Raw genomic sequence first — 22508 nt, forward strand, 5'->3', positions numbered from 1 at the left:
GCTTGCAGTGCGGGAACCCGAACGAGCAGCGAGCGCGCAGGTTCGCTGCGGCGTCGCTCGCGGCGGATCAATTGACGCCGAGCTTCTTCTGCAGGCTCGAGGACGAGGTCGTGTACTGGAAAACCAGTCGCTTCTCCGGATAAACGTAGCGATGGGCCTTCTGCGCCATCAACGCGCCTTCATGGAAACCGCACAGGATCAGCTTGATCTTGCCGGGGTAGGTGTTGATGTCGCCGATCGCGAAGATGCCGGACACGTTGGTCTCGAACGCGCTGGTTTCGACCGGCACGAGATTGTTCTCGAGCGAGATGCCCCAGTTCGCCACGGGACCGAGCTTCATGGTCAGCCCGAAGAACGGCAGCATCGCATCGCAGACGATCTGGGAGACGCTGTTGTCGTTGCCCTTGATGGTGGCGCCAGAGAGTCGGCCGCCCGCGCCTTCGAGCGCGGTGACCTGGCCGATCTTCAGGTCCATCTTGCCGGCAGCGACCAGCGCACGCATCTGCTCGACGCTGTGGGGCGCGCCGCGGAACTCGTCGCGGCGGTGCACGAGTGTGATGCGCTTGGCGATTGGCTGCAGGTTCAGCGTCCAGTCGAGCGCGGAGTCGCCGCCGCCGACGATCACCAGCTGCCTGTCGCGGAACTGCTCCATCTTGCGCACGGCGTAGAACACCGAGGTGCCCTCATAGGCCTCGATGCCCGGCACCGGCGGACGCTTGGGCTGGAACGAGCCGCCGCCGGCGGCAATCACCACCACCTTGCATTCGAACACCTTGCCGGCATCGGTGGTGACGCGGAATGCGGGATCGCCGATCTTCTCGATTTTCTCGACCATCTCCCCGAGATGGAAGGTCGGATGGAACGGTTTGATCTGCTCCATCAGCGCCTCGGTCAGCCCATGGCCCGACACGTGCGGAATCCCGGGAATGTCGTAGATCGGTTTTTCCGGATAGAGCTCGGCGCACTGACCGCCGACCTTGTCGAGAATGTCGACGAGATGCGCCTTCATATCCAGAAGGCCCAGCTCAAAGACGGCGAACAGTCCGCAAGGTCCCGCGCCAATGATCAGCACATCGGTTTTGATCGCTTCGCTCATATCGGTTCTTTTCGGTTTGATCAGCGCCCGGAGAGGAAATGGGCAGCGCCTGTCTAGCCAACACGGAAGGATCAGGAAAGGCATAAATGGCAAACCAGCCCCTTCCCGACCCACTTGCCGAGGCTGAATATCTGGGCTGTAAGTGCACGAATTTGAGGGAGATCAATCAGTGAATGCGCCAGGGACAGTGCGGAGCCGGGTCAATTCCTCGCCGCGCCTAGAGGATTACCCCTATCGGCTGAGCGACAACGTCCGCTTCGGCGACCTCGACCCCAACCAGCACGTCAACAACGCGGTCTATGCTACCTACTTCGAAACGGGCCGCGTCACCCTGATGAAGGATCCGCGCTACGGGCTCACCCCGCCGGGCCTCGCCTGGATCATGGTGCGGCTCGACATGCATTTCCGCGCCGAGCTGCGCTGGCCGGGCAAGATCGAATTGGGACTCGGCGTTGCAAGGTTCGGCCGAACCTCGGTGACCTTCGACCAGGTGGTCTTCTCGGAAAATACGTGCGTTGCCTCGGCGGTCGCCGTCGGCGTGCTGATTGACGAGGTCACGCGCAAGCCGACCCCTCTCACCGCCGAGATCGTCGAGAAATTTCGGCCCTGGCTGCGGCGCGACGTCGAGGTGGCGCCGCCGCCAAAGATCTAAAGCATGGTCGGGACCCGAAGGGCCGCGTTTGCGCGGAGATCAGGCTTCACGAGACATGGATCAGGCCTGGGATCAGGCCTGGCGCTCCGGCGTGGCCACCACCAGGCCATCGAGCTCGTCGGAAACCTTGATCTGGCAGGACAGGCGCGAATTCGGCCGCACGTCGAAGCCGAAGTCGAGCATGTCCTCCTCCATCGGCGAAGGTTTGCCGACCTTATCGAGCCAGGCTTCGTCGACATAGACATGGCAGGTGGCACAGGCACAGGCACCGCCGCATTCGGCCTCGATCCCGGGAACGCCGTTGCGGATGGCTGCTTCCATCACGGTCGCGCCGTTCTCGACATCGACGGTGCGTGTTTCGCCGGTATGGTCGACAAAGTTGATCTTGGCCATGTGTGCTCGTGGTGCGGAAAAAGGGAAGGAAAGTCCGGGCTGTCCTATAACGGGTCGATCCGTTCCGCGCTAGTGCGCGGCACTGGGCCCGTTTGCGGAAACTCCGTTCCCGTGTTGTTAAGGCCGAGCCAGGATGTCTTCGATCGCACGGCATGCGTCGGCGACCGCGTTCTCAAGGTCCGCGAGAGCCTGCGGCCGGTCCTCGCCGGTCCGGACAGCCGCTTCCAGCCGGGCTGCCGCCTGCGCGACGGCAAAGGCCCCTATACCGCGTGCGGAGCCTTTAAGCGTGTGCGCCAGCGAACTCGCGTCGGCCGGCAGCGCCGCGATCGTGGAGATCAGCCGGCGCGACTGCTCGGAGAACAGTGCGAGCACCTCGCGCTCCAGCACGGCGTCTCCGAGCGTCATGCGATCGAGATGATCGAGATCGAGCGGACCGGGACCAGGAACGAGCGGAGGTGAGCGCATCCATTCCATCCGTTGCAGATCGGGAGACAGGGCCTCGCTCCGGAATCAAAAGGGCCGCCGGTATGGCGGCACACTCACCGCAGCCAAACATGGAAATGGTTAATGGAAGGTTAGGCCTCAAAGGCGCAATTCTGCCGTTTTGTTGCCGAAATCTCGCCTCAATTCCAAGAGTTCCGTGGAAAATCGTATTTATTGCTAAGGTCTTACGCCGCGATCCTGTTAACGATGATTAAGATTGTCTTAATCGCAAGCATTTCATTCGCACCGCTCAACCAATAGGATGTTTGCGGAAATTGGCGGACAAGCCGTCCGAAAAAGGACGGCACGGCTCCGCGCGCACGCACCGCTTGTCAGGACGTCGAGCAGGGGCGCGGGGACGAGTAAGAAGTAACGAGGGCTCGGTCTGAACATGGCGAACACCCCAAAGAAGGTCAAAGACCCCACCGAAGTCGCGCTTTCTGCCATCCAGGAAGCTTTGAACATCAACGAACCCTCAATCGATACCACCCGCGCTTCCGCGCGCAGCGACTCGGCCGCGGCCCCCCCGCCCCCGCTGCCGGTCTTCAACGAGCCGACCTTCGAGACCAGGCCCGCGGCGGCCGACCGTCCCGTCTTCGAACCGATCCCGGAGCCGCAGCCCTCGCGGCGCGCCGCCAATGACGATCGCGAGACGATCGGCCAACTCCTCCAGGCGCTCCAGAAGGGACGTCCGTCCCGCAGCGTCTACACGCTTGCCACCATCTTCACTGGCGTCTGGCTGGCTGGCTGCGCCCTGCTGACCCTCAGCTTCCTGTCCTCGCTTCAGGCGGCCATCGGCCAGGGCGCTGGCGGCGTGCTGGTGCTCGCGGGCCTTGCGGCGTTGTTCTTTGCGCCGGTCCTGCTGTTCTATTTCCTCGCCAGCCTCGCCTGGCGCGGCCAGGAATTGCGCATGATCGCGCAATCGATGGCGCAGGTCGCGATCCGCTTCTCCGAGCCGGAAGGTTCGGCTTCCGATTCCATGGTGACGGTGGGTCAGGCGATCCGCCGCGAAGTCGCCGCGATGGGCGACGGTATTGAGCGCGCGATTGCGCGCGCCGGCGAGCTCGAGACGCTGGTCGCCAACGAAGTGGCCGCGCTTGAACGCGCCTACACCGACAACGAAGTGAGAATCCGCGCGCTGCTGCAGGACATCGCCCATCAGCGCGACAACCTGGTCGGCCAGGCCGAGCAGGTCCGCAGCGCCATCTCCGGCGTGCAGATCGACCTGCGCCACGACATCGCACTGATTTCGGATGCGATCGCCTCCCGCGTCGACGAGGTTGCCAAGAGCATCACCAGCGCTCTGGAAGAACGCGGCGCACACATCACCTCGGCACTCAGCAATGCCGGCGACAACATGATCCTCGCCCTCGGTGAACGCGGCGGGGACCTGCTCGACCGTCTCGAGGAAGCGAGCTCCGAGACCACCCGCGCGGTGCTCGACGCCAGCGAGCGGCTGACCACCAGCCTCAACTTCAAGACCGGCCACGTGCACGACGAGTTCGTCGAGCTCGCCGACCGCGTCCACGACATGCTCAATGAGCGCATCGACCGCATCACCGGCGAGTTCGAGCAGCGCTCCTCCGCCATCGTCGACGGCATCTCCGAGCGCACTGAGCAGGTGCACGATTCCCTGAAGAACTCCAGCGACTCCCTGCTCCTCGAACTCGAGCTGCGCAGCAACGATCTTTCCGGCAAGATCGACGACGCCGGCAGCCGGCTGGCCGATCGCGTCCTGTCCAGCGGTGACAAGGCCAGCGAGGCGCTCGACGTCACCGTCAACGCGCTGATCGCCAAGGTCGTCGGCCAGGCCGAGACGGCGCACGATTCGCTCGCCCTGCAGATGAGCGCCTTCGACGAGTTGGTGAAGAACCAGGGCTCGGAACTTGTCGAGAAGTTTGCCCGTGACAGTGGCACCCTCGGCGCGCTGATCACCCGTCACATTTCCGAATTCGACCGCACCGTGAAGACCTTCGGCGGCGAGATCGTCGATCGCATGGGCCAGCGCACCCAGGAGATCGGCGACAGCCTGAAGAACTATGTCGACAACTTCGACGCGCGCCTGACCTCGAATGGCGGCGAGATCACAGCGGCACTAGACCAGCGCCTGCTGCAGTTCGACGGCTCCATCAATGCCAAGATCTCGGGCTTCAGCACCGCGATCGAGGGCAGCATGAAGGCCTTCGACGAATCCCTTGGCGGGCGTATCCAGTCGCTCGAACAGTCGTTCGACGCACGCGCCAAGTCCGTAACTGAAACCGTCGACAGCCGGCTCAACCACCTCGCCTCTTCCCTGACGGATGGCGCGGCGCAGACGATCCAGTCGATCGATTCTCGTCTGAACCTTTTGACCTCGACGCTGACCGGCGGCACCGCCCAGGTCATCGAGGCGATCGACCATCGCGTTGCCAGCGTCACCGAGACGATCGACGGTCGCAGTGCGCATCTCACGGACACGGTGACCGCGCGCTTCCAGGAGATCCATCAGGCCATCGAGACCAAGGTCGGCCTCGTCGCCAACGACATCGACGTCCGCGTCGCGCAGTTCGAAGACCTGCTCGGCTCGCGCGTCGAAGCCGTCGCCGGACGCATCGAAAGCAGCGGGCGGCAGGCCAGTGATGACCTGATGACGCGTGCGGAGATCATCTCCACCACCATCAGGTCGCATGTCGAGGACGCCGAGCGCTCGCTCACCAACCTGGTCGTCAACACCAGCGAGACGATCCAGACGGGAGCGCGCTCTGCGCAGCAGGCGCTGCTGACGGTCTCCTCGGACGTCGGCGCCCAATTGAAGCTGACCTCGTCGGAAGTCGAACGCGCCCTCACCGCAGTCGGTACCGGCGCGGCGAACTCGATCCTGACCAGCGCCCGCGAGGCTCAGACGACACTGGTCTCCGCCTCCGGGGACGCGGCCAACCAGATCAAGTCGCTGTCGGCCGATGTCGAACGCACCCTGTCGGCCGCGGGCTCGGCCACGGCGGCCTCCGTCCTGGCGGGCGCGCGCGAAGTGCAGACCACGCTGGTCACGGCCTCGTCCGATGCCGCCAACCACGTCAAATCGCTTGCCGCCGACGTGCAGCGATCGCTGTCGATGGCCGGAGCCGCGACCGCAGAGGCGATCACCGCCGGTGCCAAGGACGCGCAGACCAAGCTGATCGCGGCTTCGACGGAAACAGCCAACCAGATCCGGGTGCTGTCCTCCGAAGTGCAGCGCTCGCTTTCGACGGCCGGCACGTCCACGGCGGAAGTGGTCACGGCGGGTGCCCGCGAGGCACATAACACGCTCGTGTCCGCCTCGTCGGATGCGGCGAACCACGTCAAGTCGCTCGCGCTCGACGTCGAACGCACCCTCACCGCGGTCGGGACCGATACGGCGGCTTCGATCCTCAACAGCGCCCGCGACGCGCAGGCCTCGCTGACCTCGATCTCGGCCGACGCGGCAGGCCAGATCCGTACGATCTCCATGGAAATCGAGCGCACGCTGGGTAACGCGACCTCTACCGTCACCAACGATATCCAGACCAGCGCCATCAACGCCCAGAACGCGCTGGTGGCTGCTTCGAACGAAGCGACCTCCCGGGTCAAGTCGAGCTCGGCTGACGTCGAACGTTCGGTGTTGGCCGCCAGCAGTTCGTTCAGCTCCGCCATGACGACGAAGACCGACGAGATCGTCAACTACGTGCAGCAGCAGACCGATCGGCTGTCGCAGATGATCGACGGCAAGCGCGGCGCGCTGGTCGAAGCCCTGGGTAGCAAGACCACCCAGCTCTCGCACGACATCGACCGGGCCACCTCGGACGCACTGAAGTCGATCGAGACACGCAGCCAGTCCTTCGCGCAGTCGATGATGGGCAACGGATCTGAGGTCGCGCGGACCATCAACTCGGCCGGCGAGCTTGCGACCGGCGCGATCAACAAGTCGCTGAAGGACCTCGAACAGACTTCGCGCACGGCGATCGAGCAGTCGCGGCAGGTCTCGATTGCGGCCGTCACCGAGATGCAGGAAACCAGCAAAATGCTGCGTACCGACACGGTGGCGCTGTTCGAACGGCTGCGCGAAGGCAACATCCTCCTCCAGGAGGTGCTGACCGGGGCGCACGACAACCTCAACTCGCTCGAGCGCGCGCTCGTCACGCGCGTGGCCGATTTCGTCTCGGCCATGAACGATGTCACCGTGCGCAACGGTGCGGCGACGCAGACGCTCGAAGAGCAGCTGAACATCTTCAACTCCAAGACCACCAAGGCTCTGCAGGATCTCGGCGAGCTGTCGACGCAGTTCGACGAGCACGGCAGGGCCCTGGTCGAAGCTGCGGCCGTGGTCGAGCAGAGCAACCGCAACACCACCGCCTCGCTCGCCGAGCGCAAGCAGACGCTGGAATCGCTGGTGACCACGATCGACCTGCGCACCGCCGATCTGGACCAGCGGCTGTCGCGCTTCACCGGCCTGCTCGATGAATCGCTCGCCGCGGCCGAAGAGCGTGCGCGCGACATCGCCCGCGTGGTGGCGGAAACCGCAGGTGCCGGCTCGGTGGCGATCACCCGCCAGTTCGAGGCGGTACGCACCGCCTCCGAGGAGGAGCACCGGCAGACCATCGAGGCCATGCACGACATCTACCGCCAGACTACCGACGAGGCGGACGCGATGTTCAAGCAGTCCGCGGACAAGTTCGCGAACCTGGTGTCGAGCATGAAGCAGATGGCTCTCGAGATGCACAACGAGCTCGAAGCCACCCGCAACGAGCTGCGCCGCGGCGTTCTCGAGATGCCGCAGGAGGCCGCCGAGAGCACCGCGCAGATGCGCAAGGTGATCGTCGACCAGATCGAGGCGCTCGCGGAGCTGAACCGCATCGTGGCCCAGCATGGCCGCGGCCTCGACGTGGCAACCGTCGGCCGCGCCACCGTCCAGCGTCAGGAAGAGCCGGTGCTGGCGGCCGTCGGCGGGCGTGGCACCGAAACGCGCATGCGTGATAGCGGCGGCGAGGCGCGTATGCGCGATAGTGGCAGCGCCTCGAACCTGCCGCCGCCGGATCTCGGCATGTCGAACTCCCGCCGCACCGAAGCTCCGCCGGTCTCGCCGGTGAGCTCGGACCAGGGCCGCGACGGCTGGTTGTCGGACCTGCTTCACCGCGCGGACGGCGGTAACGGCCGTGACGCTGGCCGTGAGGCCCCGCGCGGCCGGGCGCCGCAGCAGCAGCCGAGTGGCGGCGGCAATCCGCTGGAATCGCTCTCGCTCGACATCGGCCGGCTGATGGACCGCAATCTCGCGGCCGAGATGTGGGATCGCTACCAGCGCGGCGAGGCCAAGGCATTCACCAAGCGCCTCTACACGCCGGCCGGCCAGAAAGCCTTCGACGAGGTCGCCCGCAAGTACCGCGCCGACCGCAACTTCAAGCAGACGGTCGACCGCTACATCACCGAGTTCGAACGCCTGCTCGATGATGTCGCCCGCGACGGCCGCGGACCGCAGGAGCTGCGCGGCCACCTGACCTCGGAGACCGGGCTGGTCTACACCCTGCTCGCTCACTCCGCTGGACGGCTGGGGTGAGAGGCGAACCGAGCGAATAGCGAAGCGAATGTGAAAACGGAGGCCTCACGGCCTCCGTTTTTTTTAAAACGATAGACCGTCCGTCCGGCGCAATGCGCCTTGCCGCTGCCCTATTCGCTACTCGCTATTCGCCACTCGCCGATCACTGCGCTCTGCGCCCTTGCCCCGCACTGGCCGCAGGCTTCGGCTGCTCCGGCGGCGGCGCTTGTTGCGTGTTGCTGGCGCCAAACAGCACCCGCGTCGGGTTGCGATCGAAATTGTTCACGGCCCGGCTGATGTCGCCAAGCGTGCGGCGGCCGTCCGCCATCAGGGCGCCGGAGCGCTTGTCGAAGTCCTCGGCGAGTTCGCGGATCGACTTCACGGCCTGGAACAGCTCCCCGCCCTCCTTGCCGCCGGCGAGCGTGTTGAGGCCGAGCATGAGATTGTCGGCCTTGACCATCACGCCGTCGACCTTGGCCATGACGTTGTCGATGCGCTCGGAATTGCGCGCCAGCGAAGTCGTGAAGGTCTCCAGATTCTTCAGCGAATTCTTCACCGCCTCCTGGTTGTCGGCGACAACCTTGTTGATGTTCTGCAGCGTGCCGCGGATCGCTTCCGTGACGTCCTGCAGCCGGTTCGGATCGGCGGTCAGGATCGGTATGCCGTCTTCATCGAGCGGCACCGGCGGCGCGGCTTCCTCGCCGCCCTTCAGCGAGATCGCGGCCACGCCGGTCAGGCCCTGGAATTCGAGTCCGACCAGGGTGTCCTTGCGAATCGGGGCATTGTTCTCGACCATCGCGAGTGCGACGACGCGACGCGGGTTGTCGAGCTTCACCTTGACAACTTCACCCACCCGAATACCGTTGAAGTTGACGTTGCCGCCGTTGCGCAACCCCGTTGCGGGTCCCTCGAACACGACGCGGAGCGGGCTGCGCTGCTTGGTGGAGTGCAGCGACTGGAACCATAGTACGAAGCCGATCGCCGCCGCGATCACCACCAGGGTGAACGACCCGATCAGCACATAGTTCGCCCGCGTCTCCATCAACTCACTCCGCTACTGGCCCGTGACCGCGCGGGCGCGCTTGCCATGGAAATACTGCCTCAACCAGGGATGCTGCGAGGCCTGCATGTCGGCGATCGACCCTGCGGCAATGATCTTACCGTTCCCTAAAACGGCGATACGGTCGCAAGCGGTGTAAAGGCTGTCGAGATCGTGGGTTACCATGAAAACGGTCAGCCCCAAAGTACGCTGCAGCGTCCTGACCAGCTCGTCGAAGTCGCCCGCGCCGATCGGATCGAGTCCCGAGGTCGGCTCGTCCAAGAATACCAGCTCCGGATCAAGCGCAAGCGCGCGCGCCAGCGCCACGCGCTTGATCATGCCGCCGGACAGCTCCGACGGGAAGCGCTCCGCTACCTCCGGCCGCAGGCCGACCATCGCCAGCTTGGCCATCGTGATCTCGTCCATCAGGCGCTGCGAGACGTTCAGATATTCGCGGACCGGAAACTGGATATTCTGCCGCACCGTGAGCGAAGAAAACAGCGCACCCTGCTGAAACAGGATGCCCCAGCGTCGCTCGACCCCGCGACGCTCGTCCGAATCCGTCGCATCGAGATCGACGCCGAACACCTCGATGCGGCCGCTGACCTTCGGCACCAGGCCGATGATGGTCCGGGTCAGCACCGATTTGCCCGCGCCGGATGGGCCAACGAAGCCGAGAATCTCGCCGCGCCGGACGTCGAGGTTGAGGCCGTCCAGAACCCGCGTCGAACCGAACTGCACGGTGATGTCGCGGACCCGAATGATGGGATTTGCAATCTCGGGCGCCATCGTCACATCCCGACGGAAGCGAAGAAGATGGCGAACACGCCATCCATAACGATGACAAAGAAGATCCCCTTCACCACCGATGCCGTCGTGTGCTGGCCGAGCGATTCAGCGCTGCCCTGCACCGCAAGCCCCTCGACGCAGGCGACGATCCCGATCACCGCCGCCATGACCGGCGCCTTGACCAAGCCAACGGTGAAGTGATGAATCGAGATCGCATCGCGCAGGCGCAGCAGGAAAGCGTCCGGATCGACGCCGCCGTAGAGCCAGGCCACCAGCCCTCCGCCATAGAGCGCCGCCATGGCGCCGAGGAAAGCAAGGACCGGCAGCGCGATCACCAGGGCCAGCATCCGCGGAAGGATCAGGACCTCGATCGGGTCGAATCCCATGGTGCGCAGCGCGTCGATCTCCTCGCGCATCTTCATCGAGCCGAGCTCGGCGGTGTAGGCGCTCCCCGACCGGCCCGCGACCATGATCGCGACCAGGAGCACGCCGATTTCGCGCAACACCAATACGCCCAGCATGTCGACGACGAAGATGTCCGCACCGAACTTGCGGAAATGGAAGATGCCCTGCTGCGAGATGATGCAGCCGATCAGGAAGGTGATGAGCACGATGATCGGCACGGCCCGCCAGCAGACCTGTTCGAGGTGATGCACGGTGGAGGTCAGGCGGAAGGAGCGAGGGTGAACGAGCACCCGCCCGGTCGCCGCGAGCACCGCGCCGAGCATGTCGATCAGGCTGACGAGCGTCCCGCCGATGTTGACCATGCTGCGGCCGACCTGGTCCAGCATGCCCGTTATCGTCACCGGGTTCGTCTCGACGACCGGGGTGGCTTTGACCCGGCGCACCTCGTCGACGAGACTCGAATAATTGACCGATAATCCTGCGATCTGGGCTTCGACGCTGCCTTGGGTCAGGCTGCGACGCAGTCGCTCGATCAGCCAGGCGCCAAAGGTGTCGAGCTTGGAGACTTGCGAGACATCGATGAAGATATTGGCGCGCGTGCCTGCGAGCTTTTCAGCATCGGCTACCATCCGCTCCAGCAGGGGGGCAAAATGCGCGGTCCAGGCTCCTGTCGCGCACAGCGCCAAAGCGTTGCCGCGTGCGACCCTCTCCAGCGTCGGATCGCCGCTCACGACAGAAGCTCCCGTGCCGGATGGGCACTGCCGGAGAAAAAGAGATGATTGCGCACGCCGCCCCTACCTTGAAGAAGGTATCCCCAACCAGCCATAATTAGTTGCACGAGGCAACCCAGCGGTTCAGAATTGCCAGATTCCTAAATGACTTCCAGCAAACTTCCAACGCTGATTGCGAGAATCGAACGCTTTCCAATCGCGGGCAGCTTCACCATCAGCCGTGGCGCCAAGACCGAGGCCGTCACCGTGGTGGCGGAGATCGGCCTCGACGGCCTGACCGGCCGGGGGGAATGCGTGCCCTACCCGCGCTATCGCGAGACCCCGGAGGCAACGCTCGCGGCCATCCAGGCCATGCAGGAGCACATTGCGCGGGGGCTTGACCGTGAGGCCCTGCAAACGGCCATGCCCCCCGGCGCGGCCCGTAATGCGCTGGATTGCGCCTTTGTGGATCTGGAGGCCAAGCGGGCCGGAAAGCGTGCCTGGAATCTGTTGGGGCGCCCCGCCCCACACCCCTGCACCACCGCCTACACGATCTCGCTGGGAACTCCCGAAGCCATGGCAGCGGCAACCGCAAGAGTGGCACATCGGCCACTTCTGAAGATCAAGCTGGGGGGCGCCGGCGACGGCGCGCGCATCCGGGCGGTACGCAAGGCCGCTCCCGAATCGGAACTCATCGTTGATGCCAATGAGGCCTGGACGGCGGCCAACCTCGAGCCGAACCTTGCCGCCTGCGCCGAAGCCGGGGTCACGCTGGTCGAACAGCCGCTTCCGGCGGGCCAGGACGAAGTGCTGGCCCGCATCCGCCGGCCGCTCGCAGTTTGTGCCGACGAGAGCGTGCACGACCGCAAATCCCTCGAGCACCTGCGCGAGCGCTATGACGCCGTCAACATCAAGCTCGACAAGACGGGCGGCCTGACCGAGGCGCTGGCGATGGCCGACGCGGCGCAGGCGCTCGGATTTCAGATCATGGTCGGCTGCATGGTGGCGACGTCGCTGTCGATGGCGCCGGCGATGCTGCTCACCCCGCGAGCCCGCTTCGTCGATCTCGACGGCCCGCTCCTGCTGGCGCGCGACCGCGACAACGGGTTGCGCTATGATGGCAGCCTGGTCTTTCCGCCGGAAGCGTCGCTCTGGGGGTGAGGCTGCAACCGATGCCGCGCCAGCCATATCAGTACGGCGCCTGAGCCGGCCATCGCCGCCATCACGTAATAAACGGCCTCGCCGTAGCGCGCGTAGATGACCCCGGAACCGATCGACGCGACCGAACTGAGCAAACCGCTTGCCGCCGCGTAATAGCCCTGCCCCCTCGCCATGGCATGCACCGGCACGTGCCGCACCAGCTGGCTCATGGTGCCGACCTGGGTGATGCCGAAGGTCAGGCCATGGCCGAGCTGGACGATTGCCAGCACCGCGACCTGCGGCTCCAGCGCCGTGATCGACCAGCGCACCACCGCGCTCAGCCCGCCGATCATGATGAGAATCCAGGGATCGAGCGTGAACCGCGGCGAGATCGCGAACACCAGGATTTCCGCGAGCACGCCGATCGTCCACAGGCCGGCGATGGTCAGCCCGCCAAAGCCCTGCGCCTGCCAGTTGATCGAGGCGAACGAGTAGTAGGCTGCATGGCTGCATTGCACTAGCGCGGCCGAGACAATGATCGCGAGAAAGGCCGGATCGCGCAGCAGGGCGTCGCGGCCCTGCGCGGTCACGGCCCTTCGGCGCGAATCATCCAGCGGCTGGAGCAAAAGGCTGGTAGCCGCGGCAAGCACGGCGACCGCGACGATGACCCAGATCAATTGACGCGGCGCGATGACATCGACGAGTAGCCCGCACGCGAGCGCGCCGACGACGAATGCCGCCGAGCCCCACAGCCGCAGCGGTCCGTAGTTCAGGCCGTAGCGGGCGACGCCGCGCAGGGCATAGGCGTCCGTCAGCGGCACCGTCGGCGTCCACAGGCAGCAGGTCGCGACATAGGCCAGAAACAGGGCCAACGGCTGGTACTGGGTGCCGACCATCGAAAGCCCGAGCGCGGTGGCAAAGGTCGTGAAGATCATGGCCCCGCGCAGCGCGTGGCGTCTTTCGGCGAACCCCGTCACGAACGGCAGGATCGTAAAGCGCGTCACCGCCGGCACCGCGTTGATGATGCCGATCCAGGACGCGTCGATCCCGATCGCCTTCAGCCACACCGGGAAAAAAGGCAGATGCGTGCCCAGGACACCGAACACGGTACCGTAGAACAGCGCGAGTCGCGCGGCGAATCGACGGCTCACGAGCTGCGATGCGATGGGGATTTGTGATTCGGACGGCATCAAAGCAATTGCGATTCGGTCGATATCGTGGTGATCGTTAGCCTAACGTGCGCTGATTTGCGCGAAGAGTCTGCCATGGCTGATGAAGCATTCGCCCTCTCGCCGATTTCCGCCCGCGCGGCCCAGCCGAGCGAGCAGGATTATGACGCGATCCGCGAAGCCTTCATGGAGACTTCGCGCGGCCGCTGGTTCCTCGGCGAATACGCCAAGCGCAACCGCAACGCCGACACCCGCATGGTGCTCGATGCGGTGGCAAAAATCGAGGAAACGCTTGAAGCGCAGCGGCAACCGGTCGTCATCGACCGCACGCCCGAGGTGCTCGACGCCGTCAGGAAGGTGCTCGCCGAAGCCCAGGAAGCCGCCGCAGCCGCATTTGACACCGCCTCCGCGGTACAACACCTCGGCCCAATCCACCGCGGGGTCCGGATCATCAAGGAGATCTCCTGGCGATGGCGCGAGATCGGTGGCGACAGCCGGATCTGCGACCTGATTGATTCGGAGCTCCTCGCCATCGAGGGTGCCTGCGAGCTGCTTTCGGCGATGGATCCGCGCGATGAACTTGAGGCAGCGTTCGATCTCATCAAGAGAGGGTTGGCGCAGGTGGAGGTCGGCGAGGCCCGGCCGGCGCAGCCCGCCGCGCCGAAGCCGGCTCAAGAAGCCCCGGTGGAAGCAACCGCTGCAGCGTCTCCAGCACCTTCGGAAACCGTGGAGAGGCCGCCGGCAGCGCCCGGTCCCTGCGAGCCCGAACCAGAGGTCGATCTCGCCGGAACAGATGACCTCGAGCTGACCCTCGCAGCCGAGCCGGTCGAAGCCATGGAGCTTTTGGCCGACGACGCCGACGCGCAGGACGAGGCTATCCTGGACATGGTGGCGTTCGAGATGGCGGCGCCGGATCCGGAGTTCGACGAGGACATGGCCGGCGAGGGATTGGCCGCACCGTCCGCCGTTGCCGATCCCACCCTCGAGCCGGTCGCGACGCAGCCGACGGCCGTCACCGAGATGGCCGAGATGACGACGGTAACCATGGCAAGCCCGGAGGTGACGCAGGCTGCACCGTTGCCGGCGTCCTCCCTGGCCTTCCTGCCCGAACCGTCCCTGGGTGCGACCATCATCGCCAGCGGAATCCTGCAAAAGCCCCGCACCGCCGCCAACGATCCGCTGGCGCCGATCCGTCGCATGACGCAGGCAGAGAAGATCGCGTTCTTCTCCTGACGGCCATCGGTGCCAAGATCGATTGAAAACATGCCTGAGAACGAAGACACAATCACGCTTTGGCGGCCGGTTGGTCCCGCGGAGCTTGCGCTGATTCAACAGGCCGGCATGCGTGCCTTCCCTCCTCGGTTGCCGGATCAACCGATTTTTTATCCAGTTCTGACGGAAGACTACGCGGTCAAGATCGCTCGCGATTGGAATGTGCAGGCGAGCGGCTCGGGGTTTGTAACCCGTTTCCAGGTCAAACGGAGCTTCATCGATCAATACGAGGTGCAGGAAGCAGGCGGCCGAGCCCATGCTGATCGAGCTTGGCATCAAGCATCGCTACACCAGGCCTTACCGGCCGCAAACCAATGGCAAGGTCGAACGCTTCTGGCGAACCCTCGACGACGACGTCATCGAAGGAGCTACCTTCGATAACCTCGAGCACTTCGCCAACGAACTCTTCGAGTATCTGATCTACTACAACAACTTCAGACCCCATCAGGCCCTCGGCGGACAAACCCCAAAGGACTTCGCCGCAGCCCAAACCAAAATCTCTCGATCACCGAATTAGTGAACACGCACAGCAATGACGCCTGGGGTGACATTATTCGCATCTCAGATAGTGAACGTGCATTAGCATTCTCGCGGCATGTTCTGCCCGAGTCTTGCTGCACTTTCCCGCCCGCTTCATTGAAGAGGGCGCAGGGAAGGCCGGGTGCCGGCTGACACCCGCGGTCCGTGCGCGAAACGCACACGGCTTGGACCACAGGGCAGCCGAGGACATCCCGGCCTTCCCTGCGCGATGGTTTTGCGGCTTATGTCGTGATCTCCCCGGTGAGACGAGCTCTATTGCCACCGTCGCCGCGCGGATCCTGTGGCGTCTCGCACCCGGTTGGATGCAGAACGCCTCCGCGCGCCTTGACGCCAGCTTCGGGCGCCAGGACCACACGATTTCGCCGTCCGCAGACACCCTCGCCTCACCTTTCGACGGCTGGCGTGTGCTCACCATCGAACCAAGACAAGGACGCTCTTCATTGTCGTTCGTCCGCGCGCCGGCTTCTTCGCTCACGGGCCTCGTTGAAAGCGAGAACACCGCCCTGCAATGCCTTGCGCGCCCGACGCTGCCGCGTCCACCGCATCCCAACCCGCGTTTCGTGACGACGTACGACCGCCCCTCGTGTCGGGTGAGACGCACGTCATATACGCCGAATCCGAATTTCGGAAAAGCGAAATATTTTTTCGTAGGAGTCTTGACACATTTGGGCCGATTTGCCCGTCAGGCGGCAATCAGTCAGTCTGTGCTCTAACTAAGCGAACTAAGTCTGACGGGAGAAGAATGCCAACATCTTCATAGCCGCTCCGAGTCCCGGCCGCCCTACATCGTCGATTTTGAGTCCCGTCAGACCATCAGCACTTCCGGTTTTCGCCCAAACCGGACGTTTGCTGGGTCCCACGAGTCCGAGAAGGGCCAACAGCAGACTCACGCAGTTCAGTGCTTTGCAATGAATGCAAGCACCGTTTCATTGAAGGCTTGGGGGTTCTCAACCTCCATCTGATGAGATGCCGCTGGAATCGTTGCACGTTCTACGCTCGGTAAGCAGTGCTCCAGTCTGTCGTTGATGAGACGGAACATCTTAGGACTGCGCTCACCGTCGATGAGCAATGTTGGCGCTTTCACCTTCTGCACATCCTCGCATGTGGTGGGCGGGAAGAGGTTTCGCGATGAGGCCTCGCCTTTTAGTTCTTGGACGTTATCCATGAGGCGCTTCAGAACGGGAGGTGGGAGTTTCTCGTACGAACCCTCGCCCAACACGCCGTTCACAAATCGACGCACTCCTTCTTCGTCATTTCCCTGCTTGAATGCTTCGCTCGTAGCGACTGATCTCGTGATAGCGGCGGTAAGAAGAGCATCTCCTTCAGGTGTAGTTTTTAGTAACGGCATTATGGGCGGTTCTCCCAGCGTCAGACTGCGAATGACCTCCGGGTGATCTCGTGCGACCAGGAACGTAATAAACGCCCCATACGAATGACCAATGAGATGAACCGGGGGCAGATTGAGTGCCTTGATGAAGGCAGCCAGGTCTCTCGCATGTATGGTGACAGAAAAATCCGTTGCATCTTTGGGCCATTCATTTGGATAGTGATACCGACGACTGTAAGAGATTAGTCGATATCCCTTCGACAACGCCTCAAGCTGTCCCTCCCACGTGCGGTAGTCCTCCAGTGTGCCGTGCACCAACACCACTGGAGTTCCTTGCCCGAGTTCGATGTAATGCAGCGTAAGGCCATTAATTTGCACCTCTCTTGTTTGCATCTCAGAAGAGGATGCGCCTTTCTGCTGCGCGAATGACGGACTCGCGACGAAGAACATGGCTGCTAGCGATATGAGGACGATGTGTTTCAGGACGAGCGCTCTCGATTGCATATGACTCTCCTGGTGTTGTGAGACCATCTGCTTCGGTTCTGCCGGTTCAACAGCTCGAAAAAAGCTCGGTAAAGCCAAGTCTTGTCAGCCCTCATATTGCTGACCTTGGTTACGGAGGCTACCAATGTGATGCGTTTCGTCTTTTCCGGCTGCTGCGCCACAGCATGCCGCATCGGAGCCGCAATCATTAGCCCAGCAACGAAGTCTCGCGGCTTCATCGATCACCTCATCGGCGATAGCGAGCAGTGCTGATGGCGTGCATGGGCGATACCCAGCACCGTATGATTGAAGCGGACAAAGCAACGTGAGACAAGAAAGCACTATGTCGCAGTTGGGTCAAAACGCGACTTGCGTTCTGCGTCTGCTCTTAAGCCAAACCGGTCGGTCAAGGTCAGCAAACCCGGGGTAGGCAGCTGGCGAGAGGAAGCAATGTGGATGCGCCGGATTTCATTGTTTTTATCAGGCTCTCTTTGGCCTTGCAGGCACACACTCCTCCCGAACTCGCCATTCCATGCGTTTTGGAGCGTGACCTGGATCACGCTGAAGACCGGCGTGACGGCCGTCACATCGCCTGAACTTGAACGCGGTCTAGCGTGCCCGCCACCAATCTCGCATCGAGATCCAAAGGGAGCACGCCATGTTCCGCCTGAGATCCTTCCTGTTATGCGCGGGCCTGCTGGGAAGCCTGATGGGCTTCGCCTGCGGCTCCGCTCTCGCGCAAGCCGCAACCGGCGAGACCGGCAAGCCAGCGCCGACCGCCCTGCAAGGTCCCGAGCAGCGCCTGGCGCTGGTCATCGGCAACGCGAACTACCAGAACGCCCCGCAACTGCCCAATCCCGACGATGACGCGCAATCGATGGCGCAGCTGTTGAACTCGGCGGGGTTCGAGGTGATTGCCGCGACCGACCTGACGCAGAACGACATGATCAAGGTCGTGCAGGACTTCTCCGCCAAGGTCGCGACGCGCGGCCCCAACACGGTGGCGATGGTCTACTACGCCGGTCATGGCGTGCAGCTCGCCGGCGAGAATTATCTCCTTCCGGTCGATGCGAAGATTTCCACGCCGACCGATCTCGTCAGCAACTCGCTTCGCCTCGTCGACCTGATGGCGACGCTGGAAGCGATCCCGAGCCGGATGCGCATCGTCATACTCGATGCCTGCCGCAACAACCCGTTTCCGACCATCAACGACGCCGGCCGGGGCCTTGCGATCGTCGATGCTCCGAACGGCTCCATTGTCGGCTACTCGACGGCGCCGGGCTCCGAAGCGCTCGACGGCAGCGGCGGACACAGCCCCTATACCCAGGCCTTCCTGCAGGTCGCGCGCGAGCCGAACCTGCCGATCGAGCAGCTCTTCAAGCGCGTTCGCCTGGAAGTGAACCGCACGACCGACGGCCAGCAGACTCCATGGGAAAGCTCGTCCTTGACGAGCGACTTCTATTTCTTCGGCGACACGGCCGTTGCCGCGACCCGTCCGCCGACGAACGCCCCGGTGGTGCAGATGGCCTCCAACCTGCCCAGCCGCTCGGTCCGCCAGGCCTATGACTACGTCCTGTCGGAAGGCCGCCCGGAGCATTATCGCGAGTTCATCCAGCTGTTCCCGCACGATCCGCTGTGCGACCGTGTCCGCTGGCTGCTCGCCAACCTCTTGACGGCGCAGGCCTGGCACAAGGCCGTGCTCGCCAACTCGCCCGTCGCCTACAAGGCCTTCCATGACAGCCACACCAACAGCCCGTATGCGCAAATCGCGCTGAAGCTGCAGACGCAGCCGAAGGTCGTCCCGCTAATGCAGGCCTCGCACTTGCTGGTCCCGCAGCAGCTGGCTCCGACGCTGAAGCTGACCAAGCTCGGCGCGACCAAGTACAACCCGGTCGTTCAGCCTGGTCTGGGCGGCGCGCAGCACAACGGCAGCACCACGGGCATTGCGCTCGACAAGCCGATCAACGGCAACATCGCCGGCAAGCTCGGCACCGGTCGCATCGTCATGCTGCCCGCAGCCGGCGAAACGAAGCAGCCGGTCACCACTACGTCGACCCAGGGTCTGTCGAAGATCGTCACCCCTGCGCAGGGCAACAGCAATGCGACCTCGTCCAACGGCAACTCGGGCAGGATCGTGACGATGCCGGCCGGAACGGTCGTCAAGGGCACAATCCCGGGCGTGAAAGGCAATGTCACGACGAACCGCGTCGTCGACCTGCCGACCACGAACCGTCAGCCCTTGAAGACCGACCTGCACAATAAGCAGCGCAGCCCGGCCGTCATCAAGCTCAACAACAACCCGGCGCAGGTCAACCGGCAATTCAACTCGTCGCCCGGCCGGGCCGGCGGCGCCGCGATGACCAACAGCATCAAGCCGCAGGTCGCGCAGTCGGGGAGCCTCATGGGTCGCCGCGGATTGTTGCGCTGATGCTACCGCGCAAGCGTCGCGCACGAAATGGGGCAGGGCCCGAAGGCTCTGCCCCATTTTGTTGCGCTGTTCAGGCAATCAGCCTGGCGTAGAGATCCGCATCCACATTGCCGCCGGACAGCACGATCACGACGTTCTTGCCGCGCGCATCGAGACGGCCCGCCAGCAGCGCGGCGAGAGCAACGGCCCCGCCGGGCTCGACCACGAGCTTCAATTCGCGAAAGGCAAAGGCAACCGCGGCGGCGACTTCCCCATCCGAGGCCGTGACGCCGCGCGAGAGCAGCTTGCTGTTGATCGCGAACGTGATCTCCCCGGGGATCAGGGCCATCAGCGCGTCACAAATGGTGCGGCCTGCGGCCTGATGCGCCTCGCGCCTGCCGGCGCGCAGCGAACGGGCGTGATCGTCAAAATCTTCCGGCTCGGCTACGATCAGTTCGGCCTGCGGAAAGCGCGCCTTCACGGCGGTCGCAACGCCGGCAATCAGGCCGCCGCCCGAGGCCGGCGCCACCACGACGTCCGGAGCAAGTCCGAGCGCGGCCATGTCCTCGGCGATCTCGCGGCCGGCGGTGCCCTGCCCCGCGATCACGAAGGGATCATCATAGGGTTTCACCAGCGTCGCGCCGCGCTTTTCGGCGATGTCGCGGGCGATCGCCTCGCGATCTTCGCGGTCGCGGTCATACAGCACCACCTCGGCACCAAAGGCCTTGGTCCGCTCGCGCTTGGACAGCGGTGCGTCGGCCGGCATTACGATCGTCGCCTGCATGTTGAGCAGGCGCGCCGCCTCCGCCACTCCCTGGGCATGGTTGCCGGAGGAGAAGGCGACGACGCCGCCGCTGCGCTTGTCCTGAGGAATGGAGGACAGCTTGTTGAAGGCGCCGCGGAACTTGAAGGAGCCGGTCCGCTGCAGCGTTTCCGGTTTGAGGTACACCTTGGCCCCGACCAGTTCGTCGAGCGCGGGCGAGGACAGGAGCGGCGTGCGCACGGCAAACGGCGCAAGCACGCGCGCTGCGGCTTCGATGTCGGCGGGGCCGACCGGCAGATGTGGGGAAAGTTCCGTCATGCCGCGACTGTATCGCGGCCGGCAACGAACGGGCAAGACACCCGGGCGTGAGGCAAATAAGCGTCAGGCGACGAAGCGGGGCTGCTCCTGACAGGACTCCGCAGCCTGCGGAAGCACCGCTCCGACCTCGCGGATGGTATCGACGAAGGAGCGCGTCGAAGCTTCCCAGGTGTGATTGGCGGCGAATTCGACACAGGCTTGGCGCGAAATCTCGAGCGCAGACAGGCAGGCGCTGCGCAGATCCCCATCGAGGACGCCGACCGGCGCGTCACCAATGACATCCCGCGGTCCCTTCACCGGAAACGCGGCAACCGGCAAACCGCTCGCAAGCGCTTCCAGCAGCACCAGGCCGAACGTGTCGGTTTTGCTCGGAAAAACGAACACGTCCGCGGCGGCGTAGATTTCGGCCAGTTCCTCCCCGTGCCGGGCGCCGAGGAAAATCGCCTGGGGAAATTCCTCTTCGAGACGGGACCGCGCCGGCCCGTCGCCGACGATCACCTTGGTGCCCGGCAGGTCGAGCTCGAGGAACGCCTCGAGATTCTTCTCGACCGCAACGCGGCCGACGCAAAGGTAGACCGGCGCGGGCAGGCAGAGATCGACGGGGCGCGGATAAAACAGGTTGGTGTCGACCCCGCGCGGCCACAGCGTCACGTTGCGAAAGCCGCGCTCGCGCAATTCGCTCGCCAGTTCCGGCGTTGCCGCCATCACGGCGCGGCTCGGGGCATGGAAGCGGCGCAGCGCCCGCCAGATCAGGTTTTCCGGAACCGGCATCCGCGCCCGGACGTATTCCGGAAAGCGGGTGTGAAAGCTCGTCGTGAACGGCAGGGCGCGCTGGCGGCAGTAGCGGCGAACCAGAAGTCCGATCGGCCCTTCGGTCGCGATGTGGATGCTGTCCGGCCGGGCGTCCTCGATCAGACGCGCGATCTTGGCCGGCCGCGGCATGGCCACGCGCACGTCGCGGTAACTCGGCATCGCAAAGGTACGGAACGATTGCGGCGTGAGATAGCAGAACTCGGCGTCCAGGGCCTTGGCGGCCTCCGCCGTCATGGTCAGCGTCCGAACCACCCCGTTGACCTGGGGATGCCAGGCGTCGGTCGCGACCAGGATGCGCATGCTATTGCCGCTTTCCGAAATTCGCCAGGAATCGCTGTACCCCGTTGCGCGAACTTCGGAAAGCAAAGGGCGATGATGGAGTGTTCATTGCGGCGCTTGCATCATGCGGCACGCGCAGCCACGCGCGGCACCGGCGCCGCGATGCGCAGCGGATCGGTCCAGGTGATGATCTCGAACCGGCCGTCTTCGTTCTCGGCCAGCGCCGTGCAGCTTTCCACCCAGTCGCCGCAGTTCATGTAGCGGATGCCCTGCTCGTCGCGGATGACGGCGTAGTGGATATGACCGCAAATGACGCCCTCGGCGTCGTGGCGCCGAGCTTCCGCGGCCAAGGCCACCTCGAACGCGCCGATATAGTTGACCGCGTTCTTCACCTTCAGCTTGGCCCACTGCGACAGCGACCAATAGGATACGCCGAACAAGCGCCGGAACATGTTCACGAGCCGGTTCATCTGGATCGCGAACTCGTAGGCCTTGTCGCCGAGATGGGCGAGCCAGCGCGCATTCTGCACCACGAGATCGAAGATATCGCCGTGGATGACGAGATAGCGGCGGCCATCCACACCGGTGTGGATGGCGTTTTCCTTGACATCGATGCCGCCGAAATGCGTGCCGTAATAGTCCCGCAGGAACTCGTCATGGTTTCCCGGAACGTAGATGATCTTGGCTCCCTTGCGCGCCTTGCGCAAAAGCTTCTGGACCAGGTCGTTGTGCGATTGCGGCCAGTACCAGCCCGACTTCAGCGCCCAGCCGTCGATGATATCGCCGACGAGATAGATCGTATCGGCATGGTGATGACGCAGGAAATCGAGCAACAGATCGGCTTGCGAACCGCGGGCTCCGAGATGGACATCGGAGATGAACAGGGTGCGAAAGCGCCGTCCGGGA

17 protein-coding genes and 1 pseudogene are annotated in these 22508 nt (G+C 64.1%); 7 read left to right on the plus strand and 11 right to left on the minus strand.

The window, feature by feature from the left end:
- Positions 1–67: 67 nt before the first annotated feature.
- The gene (locus tag HY852_RS22970; protein ID WP_291607185.1) at positions 68–1096 is read right to left on the minus strand and encodes an NAD(P)/FAD-dependent oxidoreductase; all 1029 of its coding nucleotides are present in this window, start codon (positions 1094–1096) and stop codon (positions 68–70) included.
- Positions 1097–1265: 169 nt separating this feature from the next.
- Here HY852_RS22970 and HY852_RS22975 point away from each other — a divergent pair, with 169 nt between their 5' ends.
- Positions 1266–1748, plus strand: coding sequence for a thioesterase family protein (locus HY852_RS22975; RefSeq protein ID WP_291607186.1), 483 nt, complete (start codon positions 1266–1268; stop codon positions 1746–1748).
- 72 nt (positions 1749–1820) lie between these two features.
- Here the strand turns inward: HY852_RS22975 and HY852_RS22980 are convergent, their stop codons facing one another.
- Both HY852_RS22980 and HY852_RS22985 read right to left on the minus strand, forming a co-directional pair.
- The gene (locus HY852_RS22980; protein ID WP_291607187.1) at positions 1821–2141 is read right to left on the minus strand and encodes a 2Fe-2S iron-sulfur cluster-binding protein; all 321 of its coding nucleotides are present in this window, start codon (positions 2139–2141) and stop codon (positions 1821–1823) included.
- Positions 2142–2258: 117 nt separating this feature from the next.
- Entirely contained in the window at positions 2259–2606 is a 348-nt protein-coding gene (locus HY852_RS22985; protein WP_291607188.1) for an Hpt domain-containing protein, read from the minus strand.
- 409 nt (positions 2607–3015) lie between these two features.
- Here HY852_RS22985 and HY852_RS22990 point away from each other — a divergent pair, with 409 nt between their 5' ends.
- Positions 3016–8169, plus strand: a complete 5154-nt coding sequence (locus HY852_RS22990; protein WP_291607189.1) for a negative regulator of septation ring formation — start codon at positions 3016–3018, stop codon at positions 8167–8169.
- Between the two features lie 142 nt (positions 8170–8311).
- Here HY852_RS22990 and HY852_RS22995 read toward each other — a convergent pair whose 3' ends face one another.
- Genes HY852_RS22995 through HY852_RS23005 form a run of 3 tightly spaced genes read right to left on the minus strand, consistent with a single transcriptional unit; the run spans position 8312 to position 11112 of the window.
- Positions 8312–9190 (minus strand): MlaD family protein, encoded by an 879-nt coding sequence (locus tag HY852_RS22995; protein WP_291607190.1) that lies wholly within the window; start codon positions 9188–9190, stop codon positions 8312–8314.
- A gap of 12 nt (positions 9191–9202) precedes the next feature.
- Positions 9203–9976, minus strand: coding sequence for an ABC transporter ATP-binding protein (locus HY852_RS23000; RefSeq protein WP_291607191.1), 774 nt, complete (start codon positions 9974–9976; stop codon positions 9203–9205).
- 2 nt (positions 9977–9978) lie between these two features.
- On the minus strand, positions 9979–11112 hold the full coding sequence (locus tag HY852_RS23005) for an ABC transporter permease (protein ID WP_291607192.1): 1134 nt from the start codon (positions 11110–11112) through the stop codon (positions 9979–9981).
- 144 nt (positions 11113–11256) lie between these two features.
- Between HY852_RS23005 and dgcA the strand changes: the two genes are divergently transcribed.
- On the plus strand, positions 11257–12252 hold the full coding sequence (gene dgcA, locus HY852_RS23010; RefSeq protein WP_291607193.1) for an N-acetyl-D-Glu racemase DgcA: 996 nt from the start codon (positions 11257–11259) through the stop codon (positions 12250–12252).
- Here dgcA and HY852_RS23015 read toward each other — a convergent pair.
- The gene (locus tag HY852_RS23015; protein ID WP_291607194.1) at positions 12204–13421 is read right to left on the minus strand and encodes an MFS transporter; all 1218 of its coding nucleotides are present in this window, start codon (positions 13419–13421) and stop codon (positions 12204–12206) included. The two genes, dgcA and HY852_RS23015, sit on opposite strands and share 49 nt — an antisense overlap.
- A gap of 75 nt (positions 13422–13496) precedes the next feature.
- Here HY852_RS23015 and HY852_RS23020 point away from each other — a divergent pair, with 75 nt between their 5' ends.
- The 3 genes and pseudogenes from HY852_RS23020 (at position 13497) to HY852_RS23030 (ending at position 15189) form a co-directional block, all read left to right on the plus strand.
- A complete protein-coding gene (locus HY852_RS23020; RefSeq protein ID WP_291607195.1) occupies positions 13497–14633 on the plus strand; it encodes a hypothetical protein in 1137 nt (378 codons plus the stop codon).
- 30 nt (positions 14634–14663) lie between these two features.
- A pseudogene (locus HY852_RS23025) lies at positions 14664–14930 on the plus strand (ADP-ribosylation/crystallin J1); the annotation flags it as partial.
- A gap of 1 nt (position 14931) precedes the next feature.
- Positions 14932–15189: an integrase core domain-containing protein gene (locus HY852_RS23030; protein ID WP_291607203.1), complete on the plus strand. Its 258-nt coding sequence runs from the start codon at positions 14932–14934 to the stop codon at positions 15187–15189.
- A 918-nt stretch (positions 15190–16107) separates the two neighbouring features.
- Here HY852_RS23030 and HY852_RS23035 read toward each other — a convergent pair.
- Entirely contained in the window at positions 16108–17043 is a 936-nt protein-coding gene (locus HY852_RS23035) for an alpha/beta hydrolase (RefSeq protein ID WP_291607196.1), read from the minus strand.
- A gap of 637 nt (positions 17044–17680) precedes the next feature.
- Between HY852_RS23035 and HY852_RS23040 the strand changes: the two genes are divergently transcribed.
- Complete coding sequence (locus HY852_RS23040) at positions 17681–19450, plus strand: caspase family protein (RefSeq protein WP_291607197.1); 1770 nt, start codon at positions 17681–17683, stop codon at positions 19448–19450.
- A 70-nt stretch (positions 19451–19520) separates the two neighbouring features.
- Here HY852_RS23040 and HY852_RS23045 read toward each other — a convergent pair whose 3' ends face one another.
- The 3 genes from HY852_RS23045 to HY852_RS23055 form a co-directional block, all read right to left on the minus strand.
- Positions 19521–20510: a threonine/serine dehydratase gene (locus HY852_RS23045; protein ID WP_291607198.1), complete on the minus strand. Its 990-nt coding sequence runs from the start codon at positions 20508–20510 to the stop codon at positions 19521–19523.
- Positions 20511–20573: 63 nt separating this feature from the next.
- Positions 20574–21623: a glycosyltransferase family 1 protein gene (locus HY852_RS23050; protein ID WP_291607199.1), complete on the minus strand. Its 1050-nt coding sequence runs from the start codon at positions 21621–21623 to the stop codon at positions 20574–20576.
- A gap of 101 nt (positions 21624–21724) precedes the next feature.
- Positions 21725–22508 (minus strand): UDP-2,3-diacylglucosamine diphosphatase (locus HY852_RS23055; RefSeq protein WP_291607200.1); only part of this gene is annotated, 784 nt, incomplete at its 5' end.

The sequence above is a fragment of the Bradyrhizobium sp. genome (assembly GCF_016213215.1).
In the GTDB taxonomy this organism is placed as follows: Bacteria; Pseudomonadota; Alphaproteobacteria; order Rhizobiales; family Xanthobacteraceae; genus Bradyrhizobium.

Coding starts and splice junctions, on each gene's coding strand:
- HY852_RS22985 (WP_291607188.1), bottom strand. CDS start 2,606: ATGCGCTCACCTCCGCTCGTTCCTGGTCCCGGTCCGCTCGATCTCGAT.
- HY852_RS23020 (WP_291607195.1), top strand. CDS start 13,497: ATGGCTGATGAAGCATTCGCCCTCTCGCCGATTTCCGCCCGCGCGGCC.
- HY852_RS23050 (WP_291607199.1), bottom strand. CDS start 21,623: ATGCGCATCCTGGTCGCGACCGACGCCTGGCATCCCCAGGTCAACGGG.
- HY852_RS23040 (WP_291607197.1), top strand. CDS start 17,681: ATGTTCCGCCTGAGATCCTTCCTGTTATGCGCGGGCCTGCTGGGAAGC.
- HY852_RS22990 (WP_291607189.1), top strand. CDS start 3,016: ATGGCGAACACCCCAAAGAAGGTCAAAGACCCCACCGAAGTCGCGCTT.
- dgcA (WP_291607193.1), top strand. CDS start 11,257: ATGACTTCCAGCAAACTTCCAACGCTGATTGCGAGAATCGAACGCTTT.
- HY852_RS22980 (WP_291607187.1), bottom strand. CDS start 2,141: ATGGCCAAGATCAACTTTGTCGACCATACCGGCGAAACACGCACCGTC.
- HY852_RS23015 (WP_291607194.1), bottom strand. CDS start 13,421: ATGCCGTCCGAATCACAAATCCCCATCGCATCGCAGCTCGTGAGCCGT.
- HY852_RS22970 (WP_291607185.1), bottom strand. CDS start 1,096: ATGAGCGAAGCGATCAAAACCGATGTGCTGATCATTGGCGCGGGACCT.
- HY852_RS23045 (WP_291607198.1), bottom strand. CDS start 20,510: ATGACGGAACTTTCCCCACATCTGCCGGTCGGCCCCGCCGACATCGAA.
- HY852_RS22995 (WP_291607190.1), bottom strand. CDS start 9,190: ATGGAGACGCGGGCGAACTATGTGCTGATCGGGTCGTTCACCCTGGTG.
- HY852_RS23000 (WP_291607191.1), bottom strand. CDS start 9,976: ATGGCGCCCGAGATTGCAAATCCCATCATTCGGGTCCGCGACATCACC.
- HY852_RS23035 (WP_291607196.1), bottom strand. CDS start 17,043: ATGCAATCGAGAGCGCTCGTCCTGAAACACATCGTCCTCATATCGCTA.